The following is a 21714-nucleotide window of genomic DNA, read 5'->3' as shown; positions in this document are numbered from 1 at the left end:
CTCTCCTCTGAGACATGTCCGATGAGCCAGTCGTCCGTGCCGCCTGTTCGCTCAGGTAATTTCTGTTACCGGCATCCCGATCGGCAGAGCTTTGTTCTCTGCCAGCGGTGCGGGCGCACGATCTGTGGTGAATGCCAGACCCCGGGCGCTGTCGGAGTGATCTGCCCGGAGTGCATGAGGGAGCAGCGCAAGACGACGCCGCGCGCTCGGACAGGGTTCTTCAGCCGGAGCGGAGACCGTCCCCTCGTCACATACATCCTGATCGCCGTTACGGCGTTCGTGTTCCTGCTGCAGCTCATCCCGGGACTCGGGGTGACGCAGCAGCTCCTGTACGCCGGCGTGTACTCGCTCCCGTCTGGTTTTTATCCGGGATATGACTTCGAGCCCTGGCGGATGCTCACCACGGTGTTCGCTCATTCCCAGGGCTTCATATTCCACATCGCCCTGAACATGTACTCGCTGTGGCTCTTCGGCCAGGCGCTCGAGCCGATGCTGGGGCGAGCGAGATTCCTCACGCTTTATCTCATTTCCGGTTTCGCCGGGTCGCTCGGAGTATCGTTCCTCGCCGGAGATTTCGTTCCGGTGGTCGGAGCATCCGGTGCCATCTTCGGCCTGATGGGAGCGTTCCTCGTCATCCAGCGCAAGCGCGGCGGCAACATGAACGGGCTGCTCGTCCTAGTCGGAATCAACCTCGTGATCGGCTTCATCCCCGGAATCAACGTGGCCTGGCAGGCGCACGTCGGCGGGCTTGTCGGTGGTGCACTGGCTGGGCTGATCTACTACGAAACGCGACACCTCAAACACAAGAGCAGGCAGATCGTCCTGATCGTCGCGCTCTGCGTGGTTCTCGTGGCACTGAGTCTCGTCCCGTTCGTGAGCACTTTCATTCTCTAACCGACTAGAATCGCCCATATGGCACGCGACAAGACGAAGAGCACCCAGGCCGCCCCGAGCACTCAGCGCTCCGGTGAGCAGGCACCCAACCCCGTGTGGTTCAAGCCAGTCATGTTCGGCTTCATGCTCCTCGGCCTGGCCTGGATCATTGTGTTCTACGTGAGCCAGGGCGCGTTGCCCGTCCCCGCGCTCGAGTCCTGGAACATCGTTGTCGGCTTCGGTATCGCATTCATCGGCTTCCTGATGACAACCCGCTGGCGCTAGTTTCCACAGGTCGATCCACACACGCCCGGGATTCTCCACACCTCGGTTGTCGCGGATTTAGAAAAGCCCAGACCAGAGTTATTAACAGGGTTATTAACACTGTGGACAATTACACGGGTGTAATTATCCCCAGCATGTGGATAACCCTGTGCAGAAGTCTCCGGTCACACAACGGCACACGGATAGACTGACGAAATGCCCGCCAGCCCGCCGTCCGATCGCTCGCGGTCCCGCAGGGGGCGAAAACACGCACGGGTAACCGGGCTCGGGGTGCTCGGCGAACTGCTCGTCACCGGCGGCGTCCTCGTCCTGCTGTTCCTCGTCTGGCAGTTATGGGTCAACGACGCAGTCCTTCGTGCCTCCCAGGACCGTGCAGCCTCACAGTTGAGCGAAAGCTGGCGGGCCAGCCTTCCCGTGCAGGAACAGTCGTCAGCGGAACTGATGGATCCGGTTGTTCTCCCTCAGCCCGGCGACGGCAAGGTGTTCGGCATCTTGCGGGTGCCACGCTTCGGAGGCGACTACGCGGCCAAGCTCGCCGGCGGCGTGTCCGCCTCCCGCACGCTTAACCCCCTTGGTCTCGGGCATTACCCCGACACCCAGATGCCGGGCGAGCTGGGCAACTTTGCCATCGCCGGGCATCGCAACACTCACGGTAAACCTCTGAATCTGATCGGTGAGCTTCACGTCGGTGACGCGATCGTCGTGGAGATTCGTGAGGGCTGGTACACCTACCGCTTCCGGACACTCGAGTACGTGGCACCGTCCGGGGTCGGGGTCCTGAATCCGGTGCCGCAAGTCGACGCGGTCGAAGCATCCGACTCCATCATCACCCTGACAAGCTGCAACCCGGCTTTCTCAACCGCGGAGCGTATCATCGCTTATGGTGCGTTCGAATCGTGGACACCCCGCAGCGCAGGGACACCCGCATCGCTGACCCAGGAGAACTGACGTGTACGGAGCGTTGTGGCGAGCCTTGCCCGGCCCGGTCTGGGTTCGGGTGCTGCTCGTGTTCGTTCTCATCGCTGTAGTTTTGTATGTGTTGGGAACCTGGGTGTTCCCCTGGGTCCAGTCGTTCGTTGACACCCAGGAAGTAACCGTTGAAGAATGAGAGGCCCACGTGACGCGCGTATTGGTGATCGACAACTACGACAGCTTCGTCTATACACTCAACGGTTATCTTCTCCAGTTGGGCGCTGAGACCGACGTACTTCGGAACGACACCTTTTCCGAAGCGGATGCCGCAGCGCGGCTCGCCGAGTACGACGCGGTCCTCGTGTCGCCCGGCCCGGGAAAACCCGCTGATGCCGGCGTTTCGGTAGCGATGGTGAAAGCCGCTCTTGCGGCGGACACCCCACTGCTCGGCGTCTGCCTCGGCCACCAGGCGATCGCTGAGGCGTTCGGTGCAACCGTGACCAACGCCGACGAGCTGATGCACGGCAAGACGAGTATCGTCGAGCACGATGCCAGCGCCTTCTATGCCGGTGTACCGCAGCCATTCACGGCGACCAGGTATCACTCCCTCGCTGTTGTCGACGGAACGGTGCCTGATGACCTCGTCGTCACGAGCCGCACCAGCGGCGGCGTCATCATGGGTCTCCGACACAGGGACGCACCAATCTATGGGGTTCAGTTTCACCCCGAGAGCGTGCTCACCGAGGGTGGCTACCTCATGCTCGGCAATTGGCTTGCAGCATCCGGACTGCCAGGCGCCGCTGAGACGGCCAAGGGGCTGTCTCCCCTCGTGCACGTCTAGCATTCCTCGCACAGCGAATATTGCGGGGTCGATGACGCTGAGTGACTGCGGACTGGCGGTTTCTCGGGCGAGAAGCCCGCGGTATCGGGCGCACGCGATACTCCCCTGTTCGCGGGGTGTCAAGCCTTAGGCCGAAGCTTGGCGTTGGCAGTGGGTCGGGCGAAGATTTCTTCACACGACTCGAGGCCGTGCTGCCGTGTCATTCCTGACCCGGTTGGCCGGTCTCCTCCGAGGAGGAAGAATCATGACAGAAACCTCATCAAGCGCCGCCGACACGTCGACCACCGACCGCGTGCGTGGCGCTGGATCGCATATTGCCGGCACCGCAGCAGACGAGGCTGCCAACGTGAAGAACGAAGTCGGATATCAGGCCAAGAACCTGGTCGGGCAGGTTCGCACCCAGGTGACCGGTCAGGTTTCCACACAGAAGGACCGCGCGGCGGACGGCATCCGCACAGTCAGTGACCAGCTCCGCTCTATGGCGGACTCGTCAGAGACCGAAGGGATGGCGTCCAACCTCGTCTCCCAGGCGGCATCACGCGCCGGTGACGTCGCGGGATGGCTGGAATCGCGCGACCCCGGTGACCTGCTCAATGAGGTCAAGCGTTTCGCACGCCGTCGCCCAGGCGTCTTCATTGCCATCGCCGCCGGTACCGGAATCGTTGTCGGTCGACTCGCGAAATCGCTGACGAGCGGAAACGACTCGTCTGACCAGGACACTAGCTACCGGGCAGGCCGCACGGACTACATCGGCGAAGACCCGACGATCGCCACCGGTGCTACGTACAGCGGAACGACCGCATACGGTGAGAACGGATACACCACCACACCTGGATACAGTGCTCCGACGGGTTCTCCGGATTACCAGACAAGTGGTGACGTTCGATGAGTCAGCCTTACGTACCCGAACCTGACGACCGGCGCGAGTCTCTCGGCCAGCTTCTCGGCGAGGTTACGAAGGACATATCCACGCTCTTCCGCCAGGAGGTCGAACTGGCCAAGGCCGAGATCTCCGCGTCGGCGAAGAAAGCGGGTAAGGGCGCCGGCATGTTCGGCGGCGCTGGCGTCGCCGGATTGCTGGCGCTCGTCTTCGTTTCGGTCGCGTTGTGGTGGGGTCTTGGGTTCCTGACCGGCCTGGTCTGGTCCGCCATCATTGTCGCCGTCATCTGGGGCATCGTTGCCGCGATTCTCGCCATGCGCGGCAAGAAGGAAATCGAAGAGATCCAGGGTGTCCCCAAGACGGTGGAGACGCTGAAAGAAGTTCCCGAGGCATTCAAAACGAGTGAGGACTAAAGATGACAAACGATCCTGAAGCAATCCGACAGGAAATCGAAGAGACCAGGAGCAACCTCAGCTACGACGTGGACGCCCTGGCCGACAAGGTGAGCCCCTCGAGCATCGCTCAGCGGCAGACGGAGAAGGTGAAAGGTATGGCCAGGAAGGTCAAGGACAGTGTCATGGGTGCGGCGGAGGACGCCAAGTCCCACGTCAGCGACGCCGCATCGAACGTCGGCGACAAAGCATCCAGTGTCGGAGACGTCTCGCACCGGGCCGTCGACAAGGCGAAGGGCAACCCGATTGCCGTCGGCCTGATCGCGTTCGGAGCCGGTCTGCTCGCCGCATCCCTCATTCCGGCATCCGAGAAGGAGAAGGAACTCGCGCAGACCGCGAAGGAGAAGGCCGCCCCGCTCGTCGATGACCTCAAGGAGACCGCGAAGGGCGTCGCTGAGGACCTGAAGGAGCCGGCGAAGGATGCCGCTGAGTCCGTCAAGGGCGCCGCCGCTGATGCCATCTCCAACGTCAAAGACGACGCAACCAGCCAAGCGAACAACGTCAAGGGCAACGCTGGCGACTCATCCGAAACCACGTTCACCACGGGGTATGTCTCCCCGGACAGTGGCGCATCGCCCCTTCTGGACGACGAGCCCGTCTACGACGGGACTCGCACCGACGAGCCGTTGCGCTAGTTCGACGGCCGATTTAGAAGCTGACGACAAAGGAACGGCGGTCGGGACAGATGTCGCGGCCGCCGTTCCTCGTGCTCTGGTGAACTAGCCCGAGCAATAGGTCAGTTCGATCATGGAACGCTGCGGCACATCACCAGGGGCAAGCGACTGGGCCGTGACCGGGTTACCGGGAAGGGCCGCGCACGCCGGGTCAGGAACTGGCAGAACGGTCAGGCCGATCGCCGGGTCCTGCATCAGGTCGGTGGCGACCTCGAGGCTCTGGGCGCGCACGTCCTTAATGGTGACCAGGCCGCTGGAGACGACGAGGTTTATCGTCGAGCCCTCTGCGACCTCCGTTGCGGCAGCGGGATTGGTGCTGATCACCGAGCCCGCGGCGCGATCGGGAGAGTTTTGCTTCGAGATCGAACCGGATGCCAGTCCAACGGCGGCCAGGTCGGCTTGCGCCTGTTCCGTGGTCTTGTTGGTGACATCGGGGACGGTGACCCTCGCGGCGCCCAGGGAGACGTAGAGCCGGACGACATCCTTTGGTAGCACCCGGCTGTCTTTGTTGGGGTCGGTGCGGATGACCAGTCCTTCGTCGACCGTCGCGCTCTCTTCCGTCACCACGCTGGCCACGAGGTCGAGGTCGGTCAACGTGTTGATCGCGCTCTCCTCGCTCACGCCGACGAGGTCGGGAATCGGCCGGGACTCGGTCTGCAGGACGGGTGCCTGGCTCAGTGACATGACCCAGATCATGACGGCGACCAGCACGACGGCAATTGATGCGATGCCCGCCCAGATCCACACCACCGGTGGCCGACGCTGGGTCCGGGTGACGGTGTCGTCACTGGTCAGCTGGCGGAGCGCCTGCTCAGTCCGCGACGCCGCAGTGGGAGAGGGGCCGAAGAGCGCGGTGCCGGCGTCATCGTTGTGGTGAGCCGGAATCTTGCCCGCCGCGGCAACGGCGAGATCATCTCGGAAGTCCGCGGCGGTCTGGTAGCGCTCGAATCGGTCCTTCGCAAGCCCCCGCATCACGACGTGGTCGAGCGCCGGGGAGACTTTTCGGTTGACCGATGAGGGCCGGACGGCGGTTTCGCTGACGTGCTGGTACGCAACGGCCACGGCGGTGTCGCCGCGGAACGGTGCGCGTCCGGTCAGCATCTCGAACAGCACGACGGCGGTCGAGTAGAGGTCGGTTCTGGCGTCAACGACCTCACCCTTCGCCTGCTCCGGCGAGAAGTACGAGGCCGTGCCCAGTATCGCCGTGGTCTGGGCGACGGTTGACGACGAGTCGGAGACAGCCCTGGCAATGCCGAAGTCCATCACCTTGACTTGCTCGTCCGGCGTGATCATCACGTTGCCGGGCTTGATGTCGCGGTGGACGACGCCGGCCCGATGCGAATACTCGAGGGCGGTGAGGATGCCTTCGGCAATCGCGACAGCGCGCGCCGACTCCATAGGGCCCTCCGCGATCACCGTCTTGAGGGTGCGCCCGTGGACGTATTCCATGACGATGAAGGGTTCACGTGAAACACGATCGCCCTGCTTCACGGTTTCTTCGCCGGCGTCGAAGACGCGCACGATGGTGGGGTGCGCCATCCGTGACGCCGCCTGTGCTTCCTGGCGGAAGCGAGTCCGGAAGGCCGGATCGTTCGCCAGGTCTGGTTTGAGGATCTTGATGGCGACGGTGCGGCCGAGTTTGGTATCCGTGCCGCGGAATACGTTGGCCATGCCACCGCGCCCGATCAGGTCACCGACGAGATACCGCCCCGCGAGCAGGCGTTGTTCGTCAGCCACTCATTAACTCCTTAATTTCGACCACAAACGGGTCAGGAATATCTTAGTCGTTGACGAATGCTCATTCTTCGACGGTCCGGATCTGGGCGGTGGCTGCCGGGGATTCGCCCGAAGCCGAAGATCCGCAGTAGGCGCTGTAGGTGACGCTCAGGGTGCCGGCGGTGTCTCCGACGACGACCTCGCCCCGGTTGGTGTTGACGTTGCCGCCCTCGGTGGTCGGTGTTCCGCCGGTTGCCGTGATCCGGTAACCGAGCATCTGCATCCCGGCCGGGCACTGCGAGTACGCAGGCCAGTTCACGGTGACCGTTGAGCCGGCCGCGACGTTGACGCACTGGCCCGCCGCGTCACAGCCTTCACCGGACAGGGTGGGAGGAGCCGTCGGAGTGGGGATCTCTGCCATCGGCCCGTACACCGTGACGGTGACGATCTGGCCCTTCTGGAGGTTGCCTTCAGGGTTGATGGCGTACACGATGCCGACCTGGTCCTCAGAAGTCGCTGCGTTCCCGGTCGACCGCTCAGACGCGAGGCCGAGGGTTCTCAGCTTCGCCGCCGCCTCGTCGTAGGTGTCGCCGATGAAGTCCGATGCGCTTACCGTGATGAATTCGTTGGTCGGCGTCGGTGTGGGTTCTGCCGATGGTGTCGCCTCCGGCGTCGTTTCGACCGGCGTCGGCGTACTCGATGTCGCCGAAGGGTTCGCGTCCTCTTCCTGGTTGACCAGGGCGATGACGGTTCCGGTCAGGACGATGGCGAGGATTGCGATGAGCGCGATCAGTGGCCAGGTCCACGCGCTGCGCTTCTTCTTCTTGGTTTCTTCGGTGGTCGGCACTTCTGCGGTGGTCGTCGGAACGGCCGCGGTCCCGAGGAGCTGCGTCGTCGCATCCCCTCCTGTTCCCATCACCGTCGTCGCGCCGGTGAGTGCAGCCCCTGCGGCGATCGCCGGCACGGCAGCGGCCGCCGCGGCAGTGTCTCCGCGGCGAAGTGCCTGTGCTGCACGTGCGACATGGGCGGCAGACGCCGGACGGTCGGCCGGGTTCTTGGCGATCATCGAGAGCACGAGGTTGCGCACCGGTTCAGGGACCGTTACCGGCAGTGGCGGCGGCGCCTCGTTGATCTGCGCCATCGCGATCGCGACCTGCGACTCGCCCGTAAAAGGACGTTTGCCGGCAAGGCACTCGTACGCGACGATGCCCAGTGAGTATATGTCCGTCGACGGCGACGCCGGGTGACCGGATGCCTGCTCCGGTGAGAGGTATTGGACAGTGCCCATGACCTGGCCGGTGGCGGTCAACGGCACCTGGTCGGCGATGCGCGCGATACCGAAGTCTGTGATCTTGACGCGGCCGTCGGGCGTGATCAGCAGGTTGCCCGGTTTGATGTCGCGGTGCACGAGACCGGCTGCGTGAGCGGCCTGGAGGGCGAGTGCGGTCTGGGCGGTGATGTCGAGGACCTTGTCGGTCGACAGCACGTGCTCCCGCTCGAGCATGGTGGAGAGTGCTTCGCCTGGGACGAGTTCCATCACCAGGAAGGCGCTGCCGTCCTCCTCCCCGTAGTCGAAGACGTTGGCGATGCCCTCGTGGTTCACGAGCGCAGCGTGCCGGGCTTCGGAGCGGAACCGCTCGAGGAAGTTCGGATCGCCAAGGTACTCGTCTTTGAGGATCTTGATGGCAACGGTTCGACCGATGACGAGGTCGGTGGCCTTCCACACTTCGCCCATGCCGCCGATGGCGATCCTGGACTCCAGTTCGTAGCGTCCCCCGAAGGTGACCCCTGCTGTGGGTCTCATCTGTTCAGCACCGCCTCTAGGACTTTCTTGGCAATTGGCGCGGCGACGATATTTCCCGAGCTGTGACGACCCAGATTTCCGTCGTTCTCGACGACAACCGCGACCGCGACCTCTGGGTTTTTGGCTGGGGCGAATCCGGTAAACCACAGTGAATATGGTTCGTCTTCACCGTTCTGCGCTGTGCCAGTCTTCCCTGCCACGTCGACCCCCTCTATTCTTGCACCGTTCGATTGACCGCTAGCCACACTGTCGAGCATCATGTCGGTGACAGATGCCGCCGTTTCGCTGGTCACGGCGTCGTTCATCACCTGTGGTTCAAAGCTCTTGAGAACCTCGAGGTTCCTGCCCGTCACCCGGTCGACGAGGGTCGGCTGCATGACGGTCCCCTCGTTGGCGATTCCAGCCGAGACGAGTGCCATCTGAAGCGGCGTGGCCCGGACTTCATACTGGCCAAAGGCGGTCAGCCCGGTCTGGGCGTCATCGAGATTTTTCGGGTAGACGCTGATGCCAGCGGGCATCGGCAGCGTCATCCTCGAGTTGAATCCGAACTTTTCAGCGGTCTCCCGGATGGCGTCGTCGCCCAGTTCCATGCCCAGCTGGGCGAGGGGGACGTTGCAGCTCAGCCGGATCGCTTCGGCCAGGGTCACGGTCTCGCCTGGGCCGCAGCTGAGACGGTTCCAGTTGTACACCGTCGCGCTACTGCCGGGGAGCTGGAGGCTGACCGGGTTCGGGAAGGTCGAGTCGGCGGTGTATTTTCCGCTTGCGACCGCTGCAGCGGCGACCACGACCTTGAACGACGAGCCAGGCGGGTTCATGTTCCCGCTCGACGCGCGGTTGCTGAGGGGTTTGAGCGGATCGTCCTCAAGCGCACCGAAGGCGGAGATGACGGCCTGGGAGTCATGGGAGGCGAGCACGTTCGGGTCGTAGGTCGGCGTCGACACCATCGCGAGGATCCGGCCCGTGGACGGCTCGATCGCGACAACAGCGCCCTGTCGGTCGCCGAGCGCGTCGAATGCTGCCTGCTGCACCGCCGGGTCGATGCTCACTTCGACGGCGGCACCCTTCGGGGCCTGGCCGGCGACGATCCGGTTGATAGTGTCAAGGAATTGTGAGTTCGACGTGCCAGAGAGGTAGTCGTTCATGTACTGCTCGATACCGGCGGACCCCTGGGTGGGGCTGAAGTAACCGGTGACCGGCGCGTACAACTGGCCCTGCGGGTATTCGCGCTGGAACACGTACTCGTCTCCGGTGGGCACCGACTGGGCGATGACCGTGCTGCCGGCGAGGATCGGCCCGCGTTCGGTGTCGTAGCTGTCGTAGAGGGCGCGTGTGTTCCGGGGGTCGAGACGGAGAGCATCCGCCTGCACCGCCTGAATGACCGTGGTCGACCCGAACAAGGCGAAGAACATGACGAGGACGAGCGCACTGACGCGCTTCAGTTCGCGATTCATGAGGGGACCTCCTGTGTCGGTCCTGTGCGGATGCTGTCGCTCACGCGAAGAAGGAGGGCGACGATGATCCAGTTGGCGACGAGTGATGATCCACCCGCAGCGAGGAATGGCGTGGTCAGCCCGGTCAGTGGGATGACGCGGGTGACGCCGCCGACCATGATGAAGACCTGGAGGGCGATGGTGAAGGCGAGACCGACGGCCAGGAGCTTGCCGAAGTCATCCTGCCCGCGGAAGCCGATGCGGATCCCCCGCGACACGAACAGCAGGTAGAGGCCGAGGATGGCGAAAAGACCGGCAAGGCCTAGTTCCTCGCCGAGGCTCGCCATAATGTAATCGCTCTGCGACAGCGGGGTCAGGTGCGGGCGGCCCTGGCCGAGACCGGTACCGATGAGCCCCCCGTGGGCGAGGCCGAAGATTCCCTGGACCAGCTGATAGCTGCCGCCCTGTGCGTCGTAGACCTGCGTGCTGAAAGCATCCAGCCAGTTCTGGAACCGGCCGTGCACATAGGTGAGGGTCTGGCTGGCGAAGAAAGCCCCGACTCCGAACAGGGCGAAACCGATGAGGATCCAGCTGAGCCGCCCAGTCGAGACGTAGAGCATGACGGTGAACAGGCCGAAGAACAGCAGCGCGGTTCCCATGTCGTGCTGGAACACGATGATGGCCATCGAGAGGGCCCAGACGACGATGATCGGCCCGAGGTCGCGCAGCCGCGGGAACTGCATCCCGAGAAATTTCTTGCCGACCATCGACAGGCTGTCGCGCGTGCGAACGAGGTAGCCGGCGAAGAAGATGGCCAGGGCGATCTTCGCGATCTCACCGGGCTGGAAACTGACGAGGTCGCCGATGCCGATCCAGACGCGGGCGCCACTGACCTCGCGGCCGATGCCGGGCACGAGGGGAAGAAGCAGCAACACGAAGGCGAAAGCCCCGAACAGGTAGGTGTAGCGGAACAACACGCGGTGGTTCTTGATCAGGACGATGATCGCGATGGCGGCGAGCACGGCGATCGCGCTCCAGGTGATCTGTCGTGTCGATGCCGCGGACCAGCCGCTCGCGCCGGTTGCCAGGTCGACGCGGTAGATCATCGCGACGCCGAGCCCGTTGAGCACAGTGGCGATCGGAAGCAGCAGCGGATCGGCCTGTGGCGCGACGTAGCGCAGGCAGATGTGCAGTCCGAACACGAGCGCGGAGAGACCAGCACCGAGGTAGATCAGGTCAAGGTCGACCGTGCCGAGCGCACCGAGCTGGACGAGCAGGATGGCGACGGAGTTGATGGCGCATGCGAACATCAGCAGCGTGAGCTCGCGGTTTCGGAGCTTGAGTGGCAGCCGCAGTTTGCGCATGGTGCGGATCACGGCTGTGTCGGCTTTGAAGTCCTCCTGGCTTGCCGGGACTTCAACGATCCGGCCGCGGACAGCGGCGGTAGCGCGGGTTCTCGAGTTCTCCGTCATCATCCATCGTCCTTTGACGTGGTGGTGCGGAGCCGGGAGACGATTTCCTGTGCTTCTTCGAGTGAGGAGGCGCTGATAGTCCGCTCCACCTGTTGGCGGTCATAAGTGGAAAGCATGGAGATCGGGATTCCGGTGTCATTGTGCTCTGAAGACAAGCTGAACGGCCCGATGTCCTGCTGAATCCCCTGGTAGATCACGACGGTGTTGTCATCGGCGCCGACGAAGTATCGGGTCTGCGTCCAGGCATAGCCGAGCAGGAGGCCGAGCGCGATGGCGAGAACCAGGACGATCGAACCCACCAGCCAGGTGAGCCGGCGGCGTTTCGCGCGACGGGCATCCTCTTCGATCAGTTCGTCGAGGTAGTCATCGGATGCCGGTTCGAAGTGGCTGGGGCCCGAAGGCGTGCTGCGACCGTGAAGCCGGAGCGATGGCAGAAGGCCGGTGCGCTTGGGCGGGTCGTTCTGGAATGCCAGGGGGCGAGAGGCCGAACCGACGGTGACCGGGGTCTGGGCGGTTGCGGAGCGTTCGGCGCCGACGTCGTAGATTACGACGGTGACGTTGTCGGGCGCTCCGCCGTCGAGGGCCTTGCGGATGAGCTGTTCGCCGACCTGTCGTGCCGGGAGGTCCTGTGCAAGGGTGACCTGGATCGCGTCTTTATCGACGACGCCGGAGAGGCCGTCCGAGCAGAGCAGCCAGCGGTCGCCTGGGTGCGTGCGCATGACCATGGTGTCGATCTCGGGGTTCGAGTCGACGTCGCCGAGCACACGCATGAGCACGGAGCGACGTGGATGCACCATCGCTTCTTCCTCCGTGATCCGGCCGGAGTCAACGAGGCGCTGGACGAAGGTGTGGTCGGTGGTGATCTGGCTCAGTTCGCCGTCACGGAGCAGGTAGATGCGGGAGTCGCCGATGTGCGCGATGGCGACCTCGTCGCCGACCGCGACGATGGCATCCACCGTCGTGCCCATTCCCCCGAGTTCGGGGTGTTCGAAGACCGTTTCGGCGAGCTCGGCGTTGGCGGAGCTGATCGCCGTTTGCAGGGCTGCTTCGGCGTCCTGAGCACTGGTGAACTCGGCATCCGCCTGCATGATGCGTTGAAGGGCGATGGCGCTGGCAACGTCGCCTCCCGCGTGGCCGCCCATGCCGTCGGCAACGACGAACAAGTGGGTTCCGGCATAACCGGAATCCTGATTGTTCGAGCGGATCTTCCCGACGTGCGAGATCGCCGCAGAGTCGCCTGCTTTGGTCACCGTCTACCGCCGCAGTTCAAAACTGGTCGCGCCGACCTTGATCGGAGTACCGAGAGTGATCTGCGTCGGTGAACTGATGCGTTTTCCTCCGAGGAACGTGCCGTTGGTGGAGTCGAGGTCCTGGATCATCCAGTCCTCGTTCCAGAGCAACAGTTTGGCGTGGTGAGTGGAGGTGTAGTCGTCGCGGATGACGAGCCCGGAGTCGGGCGCCCGTCCGATCGTCAGCGGGTCGCGACCGAGCGACACCTCAAGTCCCTCTTTTGGGCCTGCGGTGATCACGAGCCGGCTGACGTTGTGGATGGTCGCCTTTTCATGCCTGCGGTTGCTGGGGGGAACCACAGGAGGCGCTGGGTTGTTCGGCAGAACCGGAGGTGCGGCCGCGGCGCGCGGCGCCCGTTGCTGGGCCTGGCCGGCCTGCGCTGGCTGGGGCTTGCGTGGGCCCGGGCCGAAGATATCCGAGCGGAGCGCGTAGACGACGGCGAAGACGAAAAGCCACAACAGAAGAAGGAATCCGATGCGGAGCACCAGAAGGGTGAGTTCACTCACGACGCGGGCCCCCAGAATCCTCCCTCCGCGCCGTAAGCGCGGGTGGAGTCGTCGACGGAGTCGGGTGAACTCGGGGTGGAAGATTGTGCCAGCACTCGGAACACAATACGGGTTCGACCGATCTGAACGACCGAGTCAGGCGTCAGCGCGACCTGTGTGAACGGCATGCCGTCGAGGGTGGAGCCGTTGGTTGAGCCGAGGTCGCGTGCCTGGGCGCGCTCGCCGTCCCAGAGGATTTCGACGTGTTTCCGGCTCGTTCCGGAGTCGTCGATGGTGATGTCGGCGTCGCTTCCGCGACCGATCACGGTGCGCGCCTTGGTGATCGGGTAACGCTTGCCGCCCACGTCGAGGACCGGGGTCCACGAAACCTGGCCCTTCACGTTGACCGAATCGATTTGCAGCATCCCGTCGGACAGGCTGCCGTCGGACTTCAAACGGATGCTGATTCCGCCGGCGAACGTGTAGCCCTGGTGGGTCGCGTGCTTCTGGACGATGCTGGTGAGCTCATCGATGAGAGCGGGGCCGATGCCTGTCATGCGCTCGTGATCGTTGGGCGACATGGCAACGACGAACTGGTTCGGTGCGAGGATCCGGTCGCGGCTCACCACTGCTGCTTTGGTGTCGAGTTCACGCTTGAGCGCAGAGGTGATTTCGACCGGTTGCAGCCCCGAACGGAAGGTCTTGGCGAACGCGCCGTTCACGGCACGTTCGAGACCCTTCTCGAAGTTGTCCAGAATGCCCACAGGTCTCCCGATCGTGTCAAATGGCTAAAGCACATGCTAGTAGGCGGGGCTGAGAGTGCGGCTCAAGCTGCACTCCAGCTTCCTGATCAAGAACGCATGCCCTATGTATCGAGATCGCAGCCCCACCCGCGCTCGAATGGCGATTCGCTCGGCGCCATGCTAATCTCGCTGAGTTGACACGCAGGTGTCGCAACACTGCGCGAGTGGCGGAATTGGCAGACGCGCTGGCTTCAGGTGCCAGTGCTCGAAAGGGCGTGGGGGTTCAAGTCCCCCCTCGCGCACAGTGGTGAAATCATGAAAAGGCCTCCGAGGTATCGGAGGCTTTTTTTGTTGAATATCCCCGCACGTCGAGGCATCGCACGGGGGCCCCCGGCCGTGGGCACGGGTTGCGCTCAGGAAGCGATGCCAGGAGTCTTGGAGACGAACGAACATCGTCGCCAGGAAAAGGAGCAACTGACGTGACGAAGAAGTCGAATAAGAAGCAGCTGACCTGGAAAAACATGGAACCGGGCCAGAAGGCCGCCGTCTTCGTGACGGGAACGGTGCAGATGATTTTGGCGGGAACGGCGTGGCGGGATCTCTCCAAGAGATCCGCTTCTCAGATCAACGGTCCTAAGGGTCTGTGGGCCGTGATCATCGCGGTGAACTGGGTGGGCCCCATCGCCTACTTCATCGGGGGTCGCCGAAAAGGCGCCTGAGGCACACTGTCCTCGAGAAATCGTCAGCGCACGGCTTTCTTCACCAGCGCGGCGAGCCTGTTCTCGTCCTCGTCCGACAACTGTGTCAGGGCGAACGACGTCTCCCACATGCTTCCCTCGTCGAGATTCGCCGTCTCGCTGAAACCGAACGTTGAGTAGCGCGTCTTGAACTTAGCCGAGCTCTGGAAGAAGCAGACGACCTCGCCGTCCCTCGCCCAGGCCGGCTGGCCATACCAGGTCTTCGGCATCAGATCCGGGGCAACCTCGGTGATCATCGCGTGCAGCCGCTCGGCTATGGCGCGATCGGACTCAGGCATCTCGGCGATCTTGGCGCGCAGGTCGGCCTCGCCCTTCTCCCGTACCTTTGTCTCCTTCTCTCCGCGACGGGCCTCTGCCTTGAGCTCCTTGGCGCGCTCCTTCATGGCATCGCGTTCTTCGTCGGAGAACCCGTCGTACTTCTTGCCGCCGGTTGTTTCGTCCATGGCCGAACCTCCTGAATGAGCCTGTGACGACGACTCTATTCCCAGGCTGTGCTCGCCGCACCGGTCATAAGCCGATAAGGAGGCTGGCGGCGAGAGCAAGCATCACGAGGGCTATTGCGGCATCGAGGATGCGCCAGGCGATCGGCCTCGCGAAGAGAGGCTCAAGCAGTCGGGAGCCGAACCCGAGTGCCGAAAACCACAGGACACTGCCGAGCATCGCCCCGACGGCGAACCACCATTGATCGTCCCCGTATGACGCGCCGATCGAGCCCAGCAGAACGACCGTGTCGAGGTAGACGTGCGGGTTCAGCCACGTGAGGGCGAGCACGGTGATCACGGCCGTGCGAAACGGGATGGGGGATCCACCCGATTCCGCGCCAAGCGTCCCGGGGCGGAAAGACCTCACTGCTGAACGGATGCCGTACCAGACCAGAAAGGCGGCTCCCGCGATCCGCACCACCGCGAGCAGCCAGCCCGCCTGTTCGATGAGGGTGCCGAGCCCCCAGACTCCCAGGGCGATCAGGACGGCATCCGAGAGTGCGCAGAGAAGCACGACCACCGCGACATGTTCACGCCGGAGTCCCTGGCGCAGTACGAAAGCGTTCTGGGCGCCGATCGCGACAATGAGGGACAAACCAAGGCCGAGGCCGGCCAGCAGAGGGGAGAGCACCGCTCCACGCTACGGGGCAAACTGCCATGAGACCAGCTACTTTTTATTGTCTCTGATTAGAGTGGCTAATTATGGATATTGCACAATTGCAGGCGCTGGCCGCCGCAGTCGACGAAGGAACCTTCGAAGCGGCGGCACGAGCGCTGCACGTGACCCCGTCGGCGATCAGCCAGCGGATCCGCGCTCTCGAGAACGCGGTGGGCGGCGTGCTCCTCCAGCGCAGCAAACCGATCGTCGTTACGCCCGCCGGCATCAGTTATCTGCGGTTGGCTCGCCAAATCGAGGCGCTCGCGGCAGAAGCCGAAGCGAGTGCGGCGCAGCGAGCAACGCAACGCTGGCCGGCTGTATCCATGGCCATCAACGGCGACTCCCTCGCTACCTGGGTGATGGCGGCGCTCGCCCCACTCGCGAACGAGATCACATTCGACATCCACCGGGAGGATCAGGATCACTCAGCTGCGCTCCTTCGCGACGGGACGGTGATGGCCGCGATCACCACCGAAGAGCGGCCGGTTCAAGGGTGTACCTCGACCCGTCTCGGCGTCATGCACTACCGGGCGATGGCCTCGCCCTCATTCGTGGAACGGTGGTTCGCGAGCGGCGTCGACGCCGACACCCTCGGGCTCGCGCCGGTCGTCAATTTCGACCAGAAGGACGACATCCAGCATCGCTTCCTGCGTGCTGCCTCAGGAGCGACGCTGGCACCGCCGCAACACTTCGTTCCCGTCTCCGCCGACTTCGCTGAGGCGGTCCGACTGGGTTTCGGGTGGGCAATGCTGCCCGACCAGCAGTCCCGCGAGTTGGTGTCGCGCGGGGAGCTGGTCGAGCTGGCGGCGGGGCAAGCTGTCAGTGTGACTCTTTATTGGCAGCAGTGGGCCCTGCAGATGACGGCCCTCGGCCGAGTGGCCGATGCGTTGGGCACCGCGGCGAAACGGATGCTCGCGGAGCCGTCGATTTGAGCCGAGGGGCCTATTGCGCCTGTTCCGCTTCGGCGAGCGTCTTGCGCACCGCGTCCATGTCGAGGCCTTTCACGGCCGTGATGACCTGATCGAGCTGCGGCGGGTTCAGAGCGCCCGGCTGCGAAAAGACGAGGATCTGGTCCCGGAAGACCATCAGGGTCGGAATCGAGGTGATGCCGGCGGCTGCCGAGAGTTGCTGCTCCGCTTCGGTGTCGACCTTGCCGAACGTGATGTCCGGGTGCTTTTCGGATGCTGACTGGAACGTGGGTGCGAAGGCGCGGCACGGGCCACACCAGGCAGCCCAAAAGTCGACGAAGAGGATGTCGTTGTCTTCGACGGCTGAGTTGAATGAGTCGGTGGTCAGGTCGATCGTGGTCATGAGGTCCTCTCGGCGCGGGTATCCCTAATCCAACACGACCCGCCAGCCGATAATTCCCGCGGACTGAATCGTGTTCACCAGCTCGCCGCGAAGCGGTTCCACGGCGGCCACAGGGATGTCAGACGAATCCACGATCACGCGGTACGACCCAGCCTTCTCCGCTGAGGGACTTAGTACACGAAGCGGAGGGCGAGGGCGCAGCCGATGGTCTGCCCCTCGATTTCGGTGTAGTCCAGCAGCTCGCCCGTGGTCACTTCTTCGCGTGCGTCGAACAGCTCAGCTGCGCGCCGGGCAATGAGGGCCGTGTCCACGTCGCCGGCGATGTCGACGGCGTTGATGGTGAGGTTCACACCGTATTCATTCGTCGCCTGTCCGCTGATCCTGCCGATCACCGACTGGATCTCGCGGTCCATGCGCGTTTTCTGGGCGACGTCCGTACCGCGGGCGAGGACGAGCACCTGGGCGGGCTGCGCCAGCAGCGGAAGCAGTCGGCGGAGGGTGCCGAACAGGGTCTGTGCGAGCTCCTTGCGGGCGGCGCGGGCGGACAGGCCCGCAGCATCGATCATCAGGACAACGCCGGTCGCCTTGTTCTCGTGCAGCGACGCGGCGCATGCCGAGATCTCGTGCGCCCTGACCGCATCAACACCGTGGTGGGCCAACTCGCCGAGGATCGCCTCGAAGGTGGAATCCGCATCTCCGAGAACGAGTACCCGATTGGGGGCGATGCCATAGTCCGTCCCAGAGGATGGACGGGGAGAAACATCCGAGCGCTCGCCATGAACGCTCTCTGTATCGGGCCACTCCGGCTCGACCAACGCCGCGAGCGTGGAAATTTCGCTCGCCGACCTGACTTTTCCGAACACGAGGGTCGAGCTTACACACCCGCAATGGGAATGCAAGCAGAGCCAGATGCGGATGCCTCCGGCTGGCTGTCAGAGGCCGCTGATCAGTCCGGACACAGACGTGAGCGCGTCGGGTGTCAGGCTGTAGTACGCCCAGGTTCCCCGCTTCTCGCGCTCGAGGTAGCCGGCGTCGACGAGGACCTTGAGGTGGTGGGAGACGGTGGGCTGGCTGAGGCCGAGTGGTTCGGTGAGGTCGCAGACGCACGCTTCGGAATCCTCATGGGAGGCGACGAGGGACAGCAGGCGAAGCCGCGCCGGGTCCGCCAGTGCCTTGAGTGACTTCGCGAGCAGCTCCGCACCTGCGGCATCCATCGGTTCGCGCGTGATCGGCGTGCAGCACGCGCTGATGTCCGTGACCGACAGGACCTCGGTTGGCGACATGGAAAAGATCTCCCCAATAGATTGACAACGGTCGATGTATTGATCACACTGTTGTATAAATCACTATAGATCGATACGCATCAATGTACCACGCGCCTGTCCCTGAGGCGAGAAAGTCGAGCAGTCCCGATGAGCGAGAAGCCCTCCGTCCTCTTTGTCTGCGTGCACAACGCAGGCCGTTCGCAGATGGCCGCCGGCTATATGGCAGCGCTGTCGAATGGGCAGGTCGAGGTACTGTCCGCCGGGTCTGAGCCAAAGGATGCGATCAACCCCGTCGCCGTCCAGGCCATGGCGGAAGAAGGCATCGACATCGCGGGCAACACCCCCAAGATCCTGACGACAGACGCGGTCAGGGACTCCGATGTCGTCATCACCATGGGCTGTGGTGATACCTGCCCGATCTTCCCCGGGAAGCGCTACGAGGACTGGGAACTCGACGACCCCGCCGGCCAGGGCATCGACGCCGTTCGCCCGATCCGCGACGACATCAAGGCGCGGATCGAACAGTTGCTGTCTGAAATCCTCCCCGCGAAGGCGTGAGCCGGCCATGACCATTGCAGAGCTGCCCACCCTCACCGTTCCCTCGACGCGAAAGCTGGACGGGCTCCCGGTTGTCGTCATCGGCGCTGGGCCGGTCGGCCTGGCTGCCGCCGCGCAGCTGCTCGAACGCGGCATCGACGTTCTCGTTCTGGAAGCCGGCGAGACCGCAGGAGCATCCGTTCGCGCCTGGGGACACACCAAACTTTTCTCGCCGTGGGAGTACCTCGTGGACGAGGCCGCCGGGAGGCTTCTCGACAAAGCCGGGTGGCAGGCGCCAGCCGCGAAGACACTTCCGTTCGGACGGGAACTTGTTGAGGAGTACCTGGTGCCGTTGGCGGCGGCCCCGGAGCTGGCCTCACGGATCCAGTACGACAGCACGGTCACAGATGTAACGCGGCAGGGAATGGACCGCACCCGCTCAATAGGCCGCAGCTCCACGCCCTTTCTGCTCCGGATTCGCCGTGGCGGCCGCGTCGCCCTGCAGCTCGCCCGCGCCGTCATCGACGCGTCCGGGACATACGGCACACCCAATGGACTGACCGCAGGCGGCATCAGCCCAACCGACCCTGACAGTGTGCGAAACAATATTCTCCCCGCCCTCCCGGACGTGCTTGGCGCTGACCGCGCACGATTCGCCGGCAAACACACCCTTGTCGTCGGGGCGGGCCACTCGGCCGCCAACACGCTTCTCAAACTCTCGGTGCTGGCGCTGGAGGCCAGCGGAACGACCGTTACCTGGACCATCCGAGGCGCGGACCCTGTGCGCGTCTTTGGATCGGAGAACGATGAACTTGAGGCCCGTGGCCAGCTGGGGAATTCGACCCACGACCTTGTCCGACAGGGGCGGATCTCGCTGCTCGACTCTTTCGAGATCGATGATCTCCGCCCTGCCGCAGGCGACCGCGTCGTCGTCGATGGCCGGCGGCGAGGCGAAGCGGTTTCGATAGAGGTCGACCAGGTCGTCAACGCCACCGGATTCCGGCCTAACCTCGACATGCTGCGGGAAATCCGGCTGTCACTCGACGAAATCGTAGAAGCACCTCGGGCACTCGCGCCGTTGATCGATCCGAACCTGCACGGCTGCGGCACCGTCCATCCGCACGGCGTGGCCGAACTCGCTCATCCCGAGCCGAACTTCTTTCTCGCCGGCATGAAGAGCTACGGCCGAGCACCGACGTTCCTCTTGCTCACCGGATACGAACAGGTCCGTTCGATCGCGGATGAACTGGCCGGCAACCACGGGGCCGCGCGCCAGGTGCGCCTGGTCCTGCCAGAGACGGGTGTGTGCTCAACGGCAAACGCCGCGGAGTCCGCCTCGGCATGCTGTAACTAGCCAGCCTGCGGCGGCGGCCAGCCGACTCCGTGCAGGGTCTGCTTTCGCCGACGGGAGATTTCTGGAACACTTCTGTCATCGCAAGATTCTGCTGCGATGGTGGGGCCTGTTCGGTTCCCGTCTCGGGTGCCAAACGGTTCAGAGAGGGGAACTCCGATGCCAGACCCAAATGTGGTCCTCGTCGGTGTCGTGCCGCGCCAGTTGGACACTGTGCTCGGGAAGGCTGCCGAGTTCGCGTCGCGGTTCAATGCGATGCTCGTCTGCGCCCGAGTCGACCCCAGCCGGTATGTGGTGGAACGGTTCCAGGACGGCCGGTTTTCGTCGATGCCGATCGACCCGGACATTGCTGACCTTCGCATTGAGACGTTTGACGAGTCGCTGCGCGAGCGGATCGCGAAGATCCTCGAACCAACCGGCGTCCGCTGGAGCGTTCAGCCCCTCGTTGGCGACCCGAGCCGCGAGCTGGCGGCGCTCGCCGATCGTGTCGACGCGCTGATGATCGTCGTCGGGACTCGTGCACCTGGCTTCCGCGGCACGCTGCAGGAGTTCTTCACAGGTTCCGTCGCCGCCCAGCTGGCGCACCGGCAGCACCGGCCGCTCGTCGTCGTGCCCAACCCGAGCACGCGCACCTCCGCCCCGCCGCCGTGGGTGGCCGGGGAGTGAGCGACGTCTCACCCGCCAGAGCGGTTCGACCGCCGCACCTCCGCCCGGCCCTCATCGGCCTCGTCCTGCTCGGCGGATCCCTCGGCACCGCCGCTCGGGAGGGCCTCGTTCTCGCTGTGCCGTCGCTCGGCTCCTTTCCGCTCGTCATCTTCCTCATCAACGTCGGCGGCGCGTTCGCTTTGGGCGGCCTGCTGGGGAGCATCGTCGACCGGGGATCGCGAGCCAACCGGGCGCTGAGCATCCGTCTCTTCGCCGGCACCGGGTTTTTGGGCGGGTTTACCACATACAGCGCGCTCGCCACCGGCACCGACCTGTTGCTTCGCAACGGGGACGTGGCGGCGGGCATCCTCTACGCCGGCGGATCGCTCGTGCTCGGGCTTGCCGCCGCTGCAGCGGGACTGGCGATTGCCGGGTCCAGCCGTGGTCGTGAGGACGCCGCATGACGCCCGTCCTCTTTCTCGCCGTGGCGCTCGCCGGCGGGGTCGGCGCCGCGGCGAGGTTCATGCTCGACGGGGTGATGCAATCCCGTGCGACGTCGTACCCGCTCGGAACCCTCGTGATCAACATCTCAGGCTCGTTCCTGCTCGGGCTCGCCACGGGGCTGGCCCTCTCGGCGGCGTTGCCGCCGGAGGCCGTGACGATCGTCGGCTCGGGGTTCCTCGGCGGCTACACGACATTCAGCACAGCGAGCGTCGAGTCGGTACGGCTGATTGCGGCGCGCCGATACGGCGCGGCGTTCGTCGGCAGCGTGGGGATGCTCGTGCTCTCGGTCGCCGCGAGCGCTGGAGGACTCGTGCTCGGCACCCTGGCGTAGGGCGCGGTGTTCAAC

Annotated in this window: 27 protein-coding genes and 1 tRNA gene; 16 read left to right on the top strand and 12 right to left on the bottom strand. The window is 64.2% G+C overall.

Going from position 1 to position 21714, the window contains the following annotated elements:
* The first annotated feature begins 21 nt into the window (after positions 1-21).
* The 8 genes from BM197_RS03045 to BM197_RS03015 all read left to right on the top strand — a co-directional run bounded on the left by BM197_RS03045 (position 22) and on the right by BM197_RS03015 (position 4878).
* Positions 22-894, top strand: coding sequence for a rhomboid family intramembrane serine protease (locus tag BM197_RS03045; protein ID WP_090708657.1), 873 nt, complete (start codon positions 22-24; stop codon positions 892-894).
* Between the two features lie 18 nt (positions 895-912).
* The gene (locus BM197_RS03040) at positions 913-1158 is read left to right on the top strand and encodes a cell division protein CrgA (RefSeq protein ID WP_090708656.1); all 246 of its coding nucleotides are present in this window, start codon (positions 913-915) and stop codon (positions 1156-1158) included.
* Between the two features lie 195 nt (positions 1159-1353).
* Entirely contained in the window at positions 1354-2106 is a 753-nt protein-coding gene (locus tag BM197_RS03035; RefSeq protein ID WP_090708654.1) for a class E sortase, read from the top strand.
* Position 2107: 1 nt separating this feature from the next.
* On the top strand, positions 2108-2266 hold the full coding sequence (locus BM197_RS16010) for a DUF4175 domain-containing protein (RefSeq protein ID WP_143094963.1): 159 nt from the start codon (positions 2108-2110) through the stop codon (positions 2264-2266).
* Between the two features lie 9 nt (positions 2267-2275).
* Positions 2276-2911 (top strand): anthranilate synthase component II, encoded by a 636-nt coding sequence (locus tag BM197_RS03030; protein ID WP_090708653.1) that lies wholly within the window; start codon positions 2276-2278, stop codon positions 2909-2911.
* 244 nt (positions 2912-3155) lie between these two features.
* The gene (locus tag BM197_RS03025; RefSeq protein WP_090708651.1) at positions 3156-3800 is read left to right on the top strand and encodes a hypothetical protein; all 645 of its coding nucleotides are present in this window, start codon (positions 3156-3158) and stop codon (positions 3798-3800) included.
* On the top strand, positions 3797-4204 hold the full coding sequence (locus BM197_RS03020; protein WP_090708649.1) for a phage holin family protein: 408 nt from the start codon (positions 3797-3799) through the stop codon (positions 4202-4204). The genes BM197_RS03025 and BM197_RS03020 overlap by 4 nt, the downstream gene beginning before the upstream one ends.
* A 2-nt stretch (positions 4205-4206) precedes the next feature.
* Positions 4207-4878 carry a DUF3618 domain-containing protein gene (locus BM197_RS03015; protein ID WP_090708647.1) on the top strand — a complete coding sequence of 224 codons (672 nt, stop codon included), beginning with the start codon at positions 4207-4209 and terminating at the stop codon, positions 4876-4878.
* A gap of 84 nt (positions 4879-4962) precedes the next feature.
* Here the strand turns inward: BM197_RS03015 and pknB are convergent, their stop codons facing one another.
* From pknB to BM197_RS02980, 7 genes are all read right to left on the bottom strand, one after another.
* Positions 4963-6654 (bottom strand): Stk1 family PASTA domain-containing Ser/Thr kinase, encoded by a 1692-nt coding sequence (gene pknB / locus BM197_RS03010; RefSeq protein ID WP_090708645.1) that lies wholly within the window; start codon positions 6652-6654, stop codon positions 4963-4965.
* A gap of 61 nt (positions 6655-6715) precedes the next feature.
* Complete coding sequence (locus tag BM197_RS03005) at positions 6716-8437, bottom strand: serine/threonine-protein kinase (RefSeq protein WP_090708644.1); 1722 nt, start codon at positions 8435-8437, stop codon at positions 6716-6718.
* Positions 8434-9888 carry a peptidoglycan D,D-transpeptidase FtsI family protein gene (locus BM197_RS03000; RefSeq protein WP_090708643.1) on the bottom strand — a complete coding sequence of 485 codons (1455 nt, stop codon included), beginning with the start codon at positions 9886-9888 and terminating at the stop codon, positions 8434-8436. Before BM197_RS03000 ends, BM197_RS03005 begins: the two co-directional genes overlap by 4 nt.
* On the bottom strand, positions 9885-11231 hold the full coding sequence (locus tag BM197_RS02995) for an FtsW/RodA/SpoVE family cell cycle protein (RefSeq protein WP_090708969.1): 1347 nt from the start codon (positions 11229-11231) through the stop codon (positions 9885-9887). The genes BM197_RS03000 and BM197_RS02995 overlap by 4 nt, the downstream gene beginning before the upstream one ends.
* Positions 11232-11338: 107 nt before the next feature.
* On the bottom strand, positions 11339-12589 hold the full coding sequence (locus BM197_RS02990; RefSeq protein WP_090708641.1) for a Stp1/IreP family PP2C-type Ser/Thr phosphatase: 1251 nt from the start codon (positions 12587-12589) through the stop codon (positions 11339-11341).
* Between the two features lie 3 nt (positions 12590-12592).
* Positions 12593-13135, bottom strand: a complete 543-nt coding sequence (locus BM197_RS02985; protein ID WP_090708640.1) for an FHA domain-containing protein FhaB/FipA — start codon at positions 13133-13135, stop codon at positions 12593-12595.
* Positions 13132-13878 carry an FHA domain-containing protein gene (locus BM197_RS02980; RefSeq protein ID WP_090708638.1) on the bottom strand — a complete coding sequence of 249 codons (747 nt, stop codon included), beginning with the start codon at positions 13876-13878 and terminating at the stop codon, positions 13132-13134. Before BM197_RS02980 ends, BM197_RS02985 begins: the two co-directional genes overlap by 4 nt.
* A gap of 197 nt (positions 13879-14075) precedes the next feature.
* On the opposite strand from BM197_RS02980, the gene BM197_RS02975 reads away from it, so the two are divergent.
* Both BM197_RS02975 and BM197_RS02970 read left to right on the top strand, forming a co-directional pair.
* Positions 14076-14159: transfer RNA gene (locus BM197_RS02975), tRNA-Leu, on the top strand.
* Between the two features lie 177 nt (positions 14160-14336).
* Positions 14337-14576: a PLDc N-terminal domain-containing protein gene (locus BM197_RS02970; protein WP_245762348.1), complete on the top strand. Its 240-nt coding sequence runs from the start codon at positions 14337-14339 to the stop codon at positions 14574-14576.
* Between the two features lie 23 nt (positions 14577-14599).
* On the opposite strand, the gene BM197_RS02965 is transcribed toward BM197_RS02970, so the two are convergent.
* Positions 14600-15058 carry an iron chaperone gene (locus BM197_RS02965; protein WP_090708637.1) on the bottom strand — a complete coding sequence of 153 codons (459 nt, stop codon included), beginning with the start codon at positions 15056-15058 and terminating at the stop codon, positions 14600-14602.
* A 64-nt stretch (positions 15059-15122) separates the two neighbouring features.
* Positions 15123-15728 carry a LysE/ArgO family amino acid transporter gene (locus BM197_RS02960; protein WP_090708636.1) on the bottom strand — a complete coding sequence of 202 codons (606 nt, stop codon included), beginning with the start codon at positions 15726-15728 and terminating at the stop codon, positions 15123-15125.
* A gap of 71 nt (positions 15729-15799) precedes the next feature.
* Between BM197_RS02960 and BM197_RS02955 the strand changes: the two genes are divergently transcribed.
* A complete protein-coding gene (locus BM197_RS02955) occupies positions 15800-16687 on the top strand; it encodes a LysR family transcriptional regulator ArgP (protein WP_090708634.1) in 888 nt (295 codons plus the stop codon).
* A gap of 10 nt (positions 16688-16697) precedes the next feature.
* Here BM197_RS02955 and BM197_RS02950 read toward each other — a convergent pair whose 3' ends face one another.
* The 3 genes from BM197_RS02950 to BM197_RS02940 all read right to left on the bottom strand — a co-directional run bounded on the left by BM197_RS02950 (position 16698) and on the right by BM197_RS02940 (position 18349).
* The gene (locus tag BM197_RS02950) at positions 16698-17066 is read right to left on the bottom strand and encodes a thioredoxin family protein (RefSeq protein WP_090708633.1); all 369 of its coding nucleotides are present in this window, start codon (positions 17064-17066) and stop codon (positions 16698-16700) included.
* A 170-nt stretch (positions 17067-17236) separates the two neighbouring features.
* Positions 17237-17929: a hypothetical protein gene (locus BM197_RS02945; RefSeq protein ID WP_090708631.1), complete on the bottom strand. Its 693-nt coding sequence runs from the start codon at positions 17927-17929 to the stop codon at positions 17237-17239.
* A 69-nt stretch (positions 17930-17998) separates the two neighbouring features.
* A complete protein-coding gene (locus BM197_RS02940; protein WP_090708629.1) occupies positions 17999-18349 on the bottom strand; it encodes an ArsR/SmtB family transcription factor in 351 nt (116 codons plus the stop codon).
* A 129-nt stretch (positions 18350-18478) separates the two neighbouring features.
* Between BM197_RS02940 and BM197_RS02935 the strand changes: the two genes are divergently transcribed.
* The 5 genes from BM197_RS02935 (at position 18479) to BM197_RS02915 (ending at position 21699) form a co-directional block, all read left to right on the top strand.
* Entirely contained in the window at positions 18479-18889 is a 411-nt protein-coding gene (locus BM197_RS02935) for an arsenate reductase ArsC (RefSeq protein WP_090708628.1), read from the top strand.
* Between the two features lie 7 nt (positions 18890-18896).
* A complete protein-coding gene (locus BM197_RS02930; RefSeq protein ID WP_090708626.1) occupies positions 18897-20222 on the top strand; it encodes an FAD-dependent oxidoreductase in 1326 nt (441 codons plus the stop codon).
* A 156-nt stretch (positions 20223-20378) separates the two neighbouring features.
* Positions 20379-20885, top strand: a complete 507-nt coding sequence (locus BM197_RS02925) for a universal stress protein (protein WP_090708624.1) — start codon at positions 20379-20381, stop codon at positions 20883-20885.
* The gene (locus BM197_RS02920) at positions 20882-21328 is read left to right on the top strand and encodes a fluoride efflux transporter FluC (RefSeq protein WP_177216690.1); all 447 of its coding nucleotides are present in this window, start codon (positions 20882-20884) and stop codon (positions 21326-21328) included. The genes BM197_RS02925 and BM197_RS02920 overlap by 4 nt, the downstream gene beginning before the upstream one ends.
* Positions 21325-21699, top strand: a complete 375-nt coding sequence (locus tag BM197_RS02915) for a fluoride efflux transporter FluC (protein WP_090708623.1) — start codon at positions 21325-21327, stop codon at positions 21697-21699. Before BM197_RS02920 ends, BM197_RS02915 begins: the two co-directional genes overlap by 4 nt.
* Positions 21700-21714: the final 15 nt, after the last annotated feature.

Origin of the sequence: Mycetocola miduiensis (genome assembly GCF_900115155.1) — a bacterium.
Taxonomy (GTDB): Bacteria; Actinomycetota; Actinomycetes; order Actinomycetales; family Microbacteriaceae; genus Mycetocola_A; species Mycetocola_A miduiensis.
The sequence above is the reverse complement of the archived record's forward strand: the minus strand, read 5'-3'. Positions and strand labels throughout refer to the sequence as shown.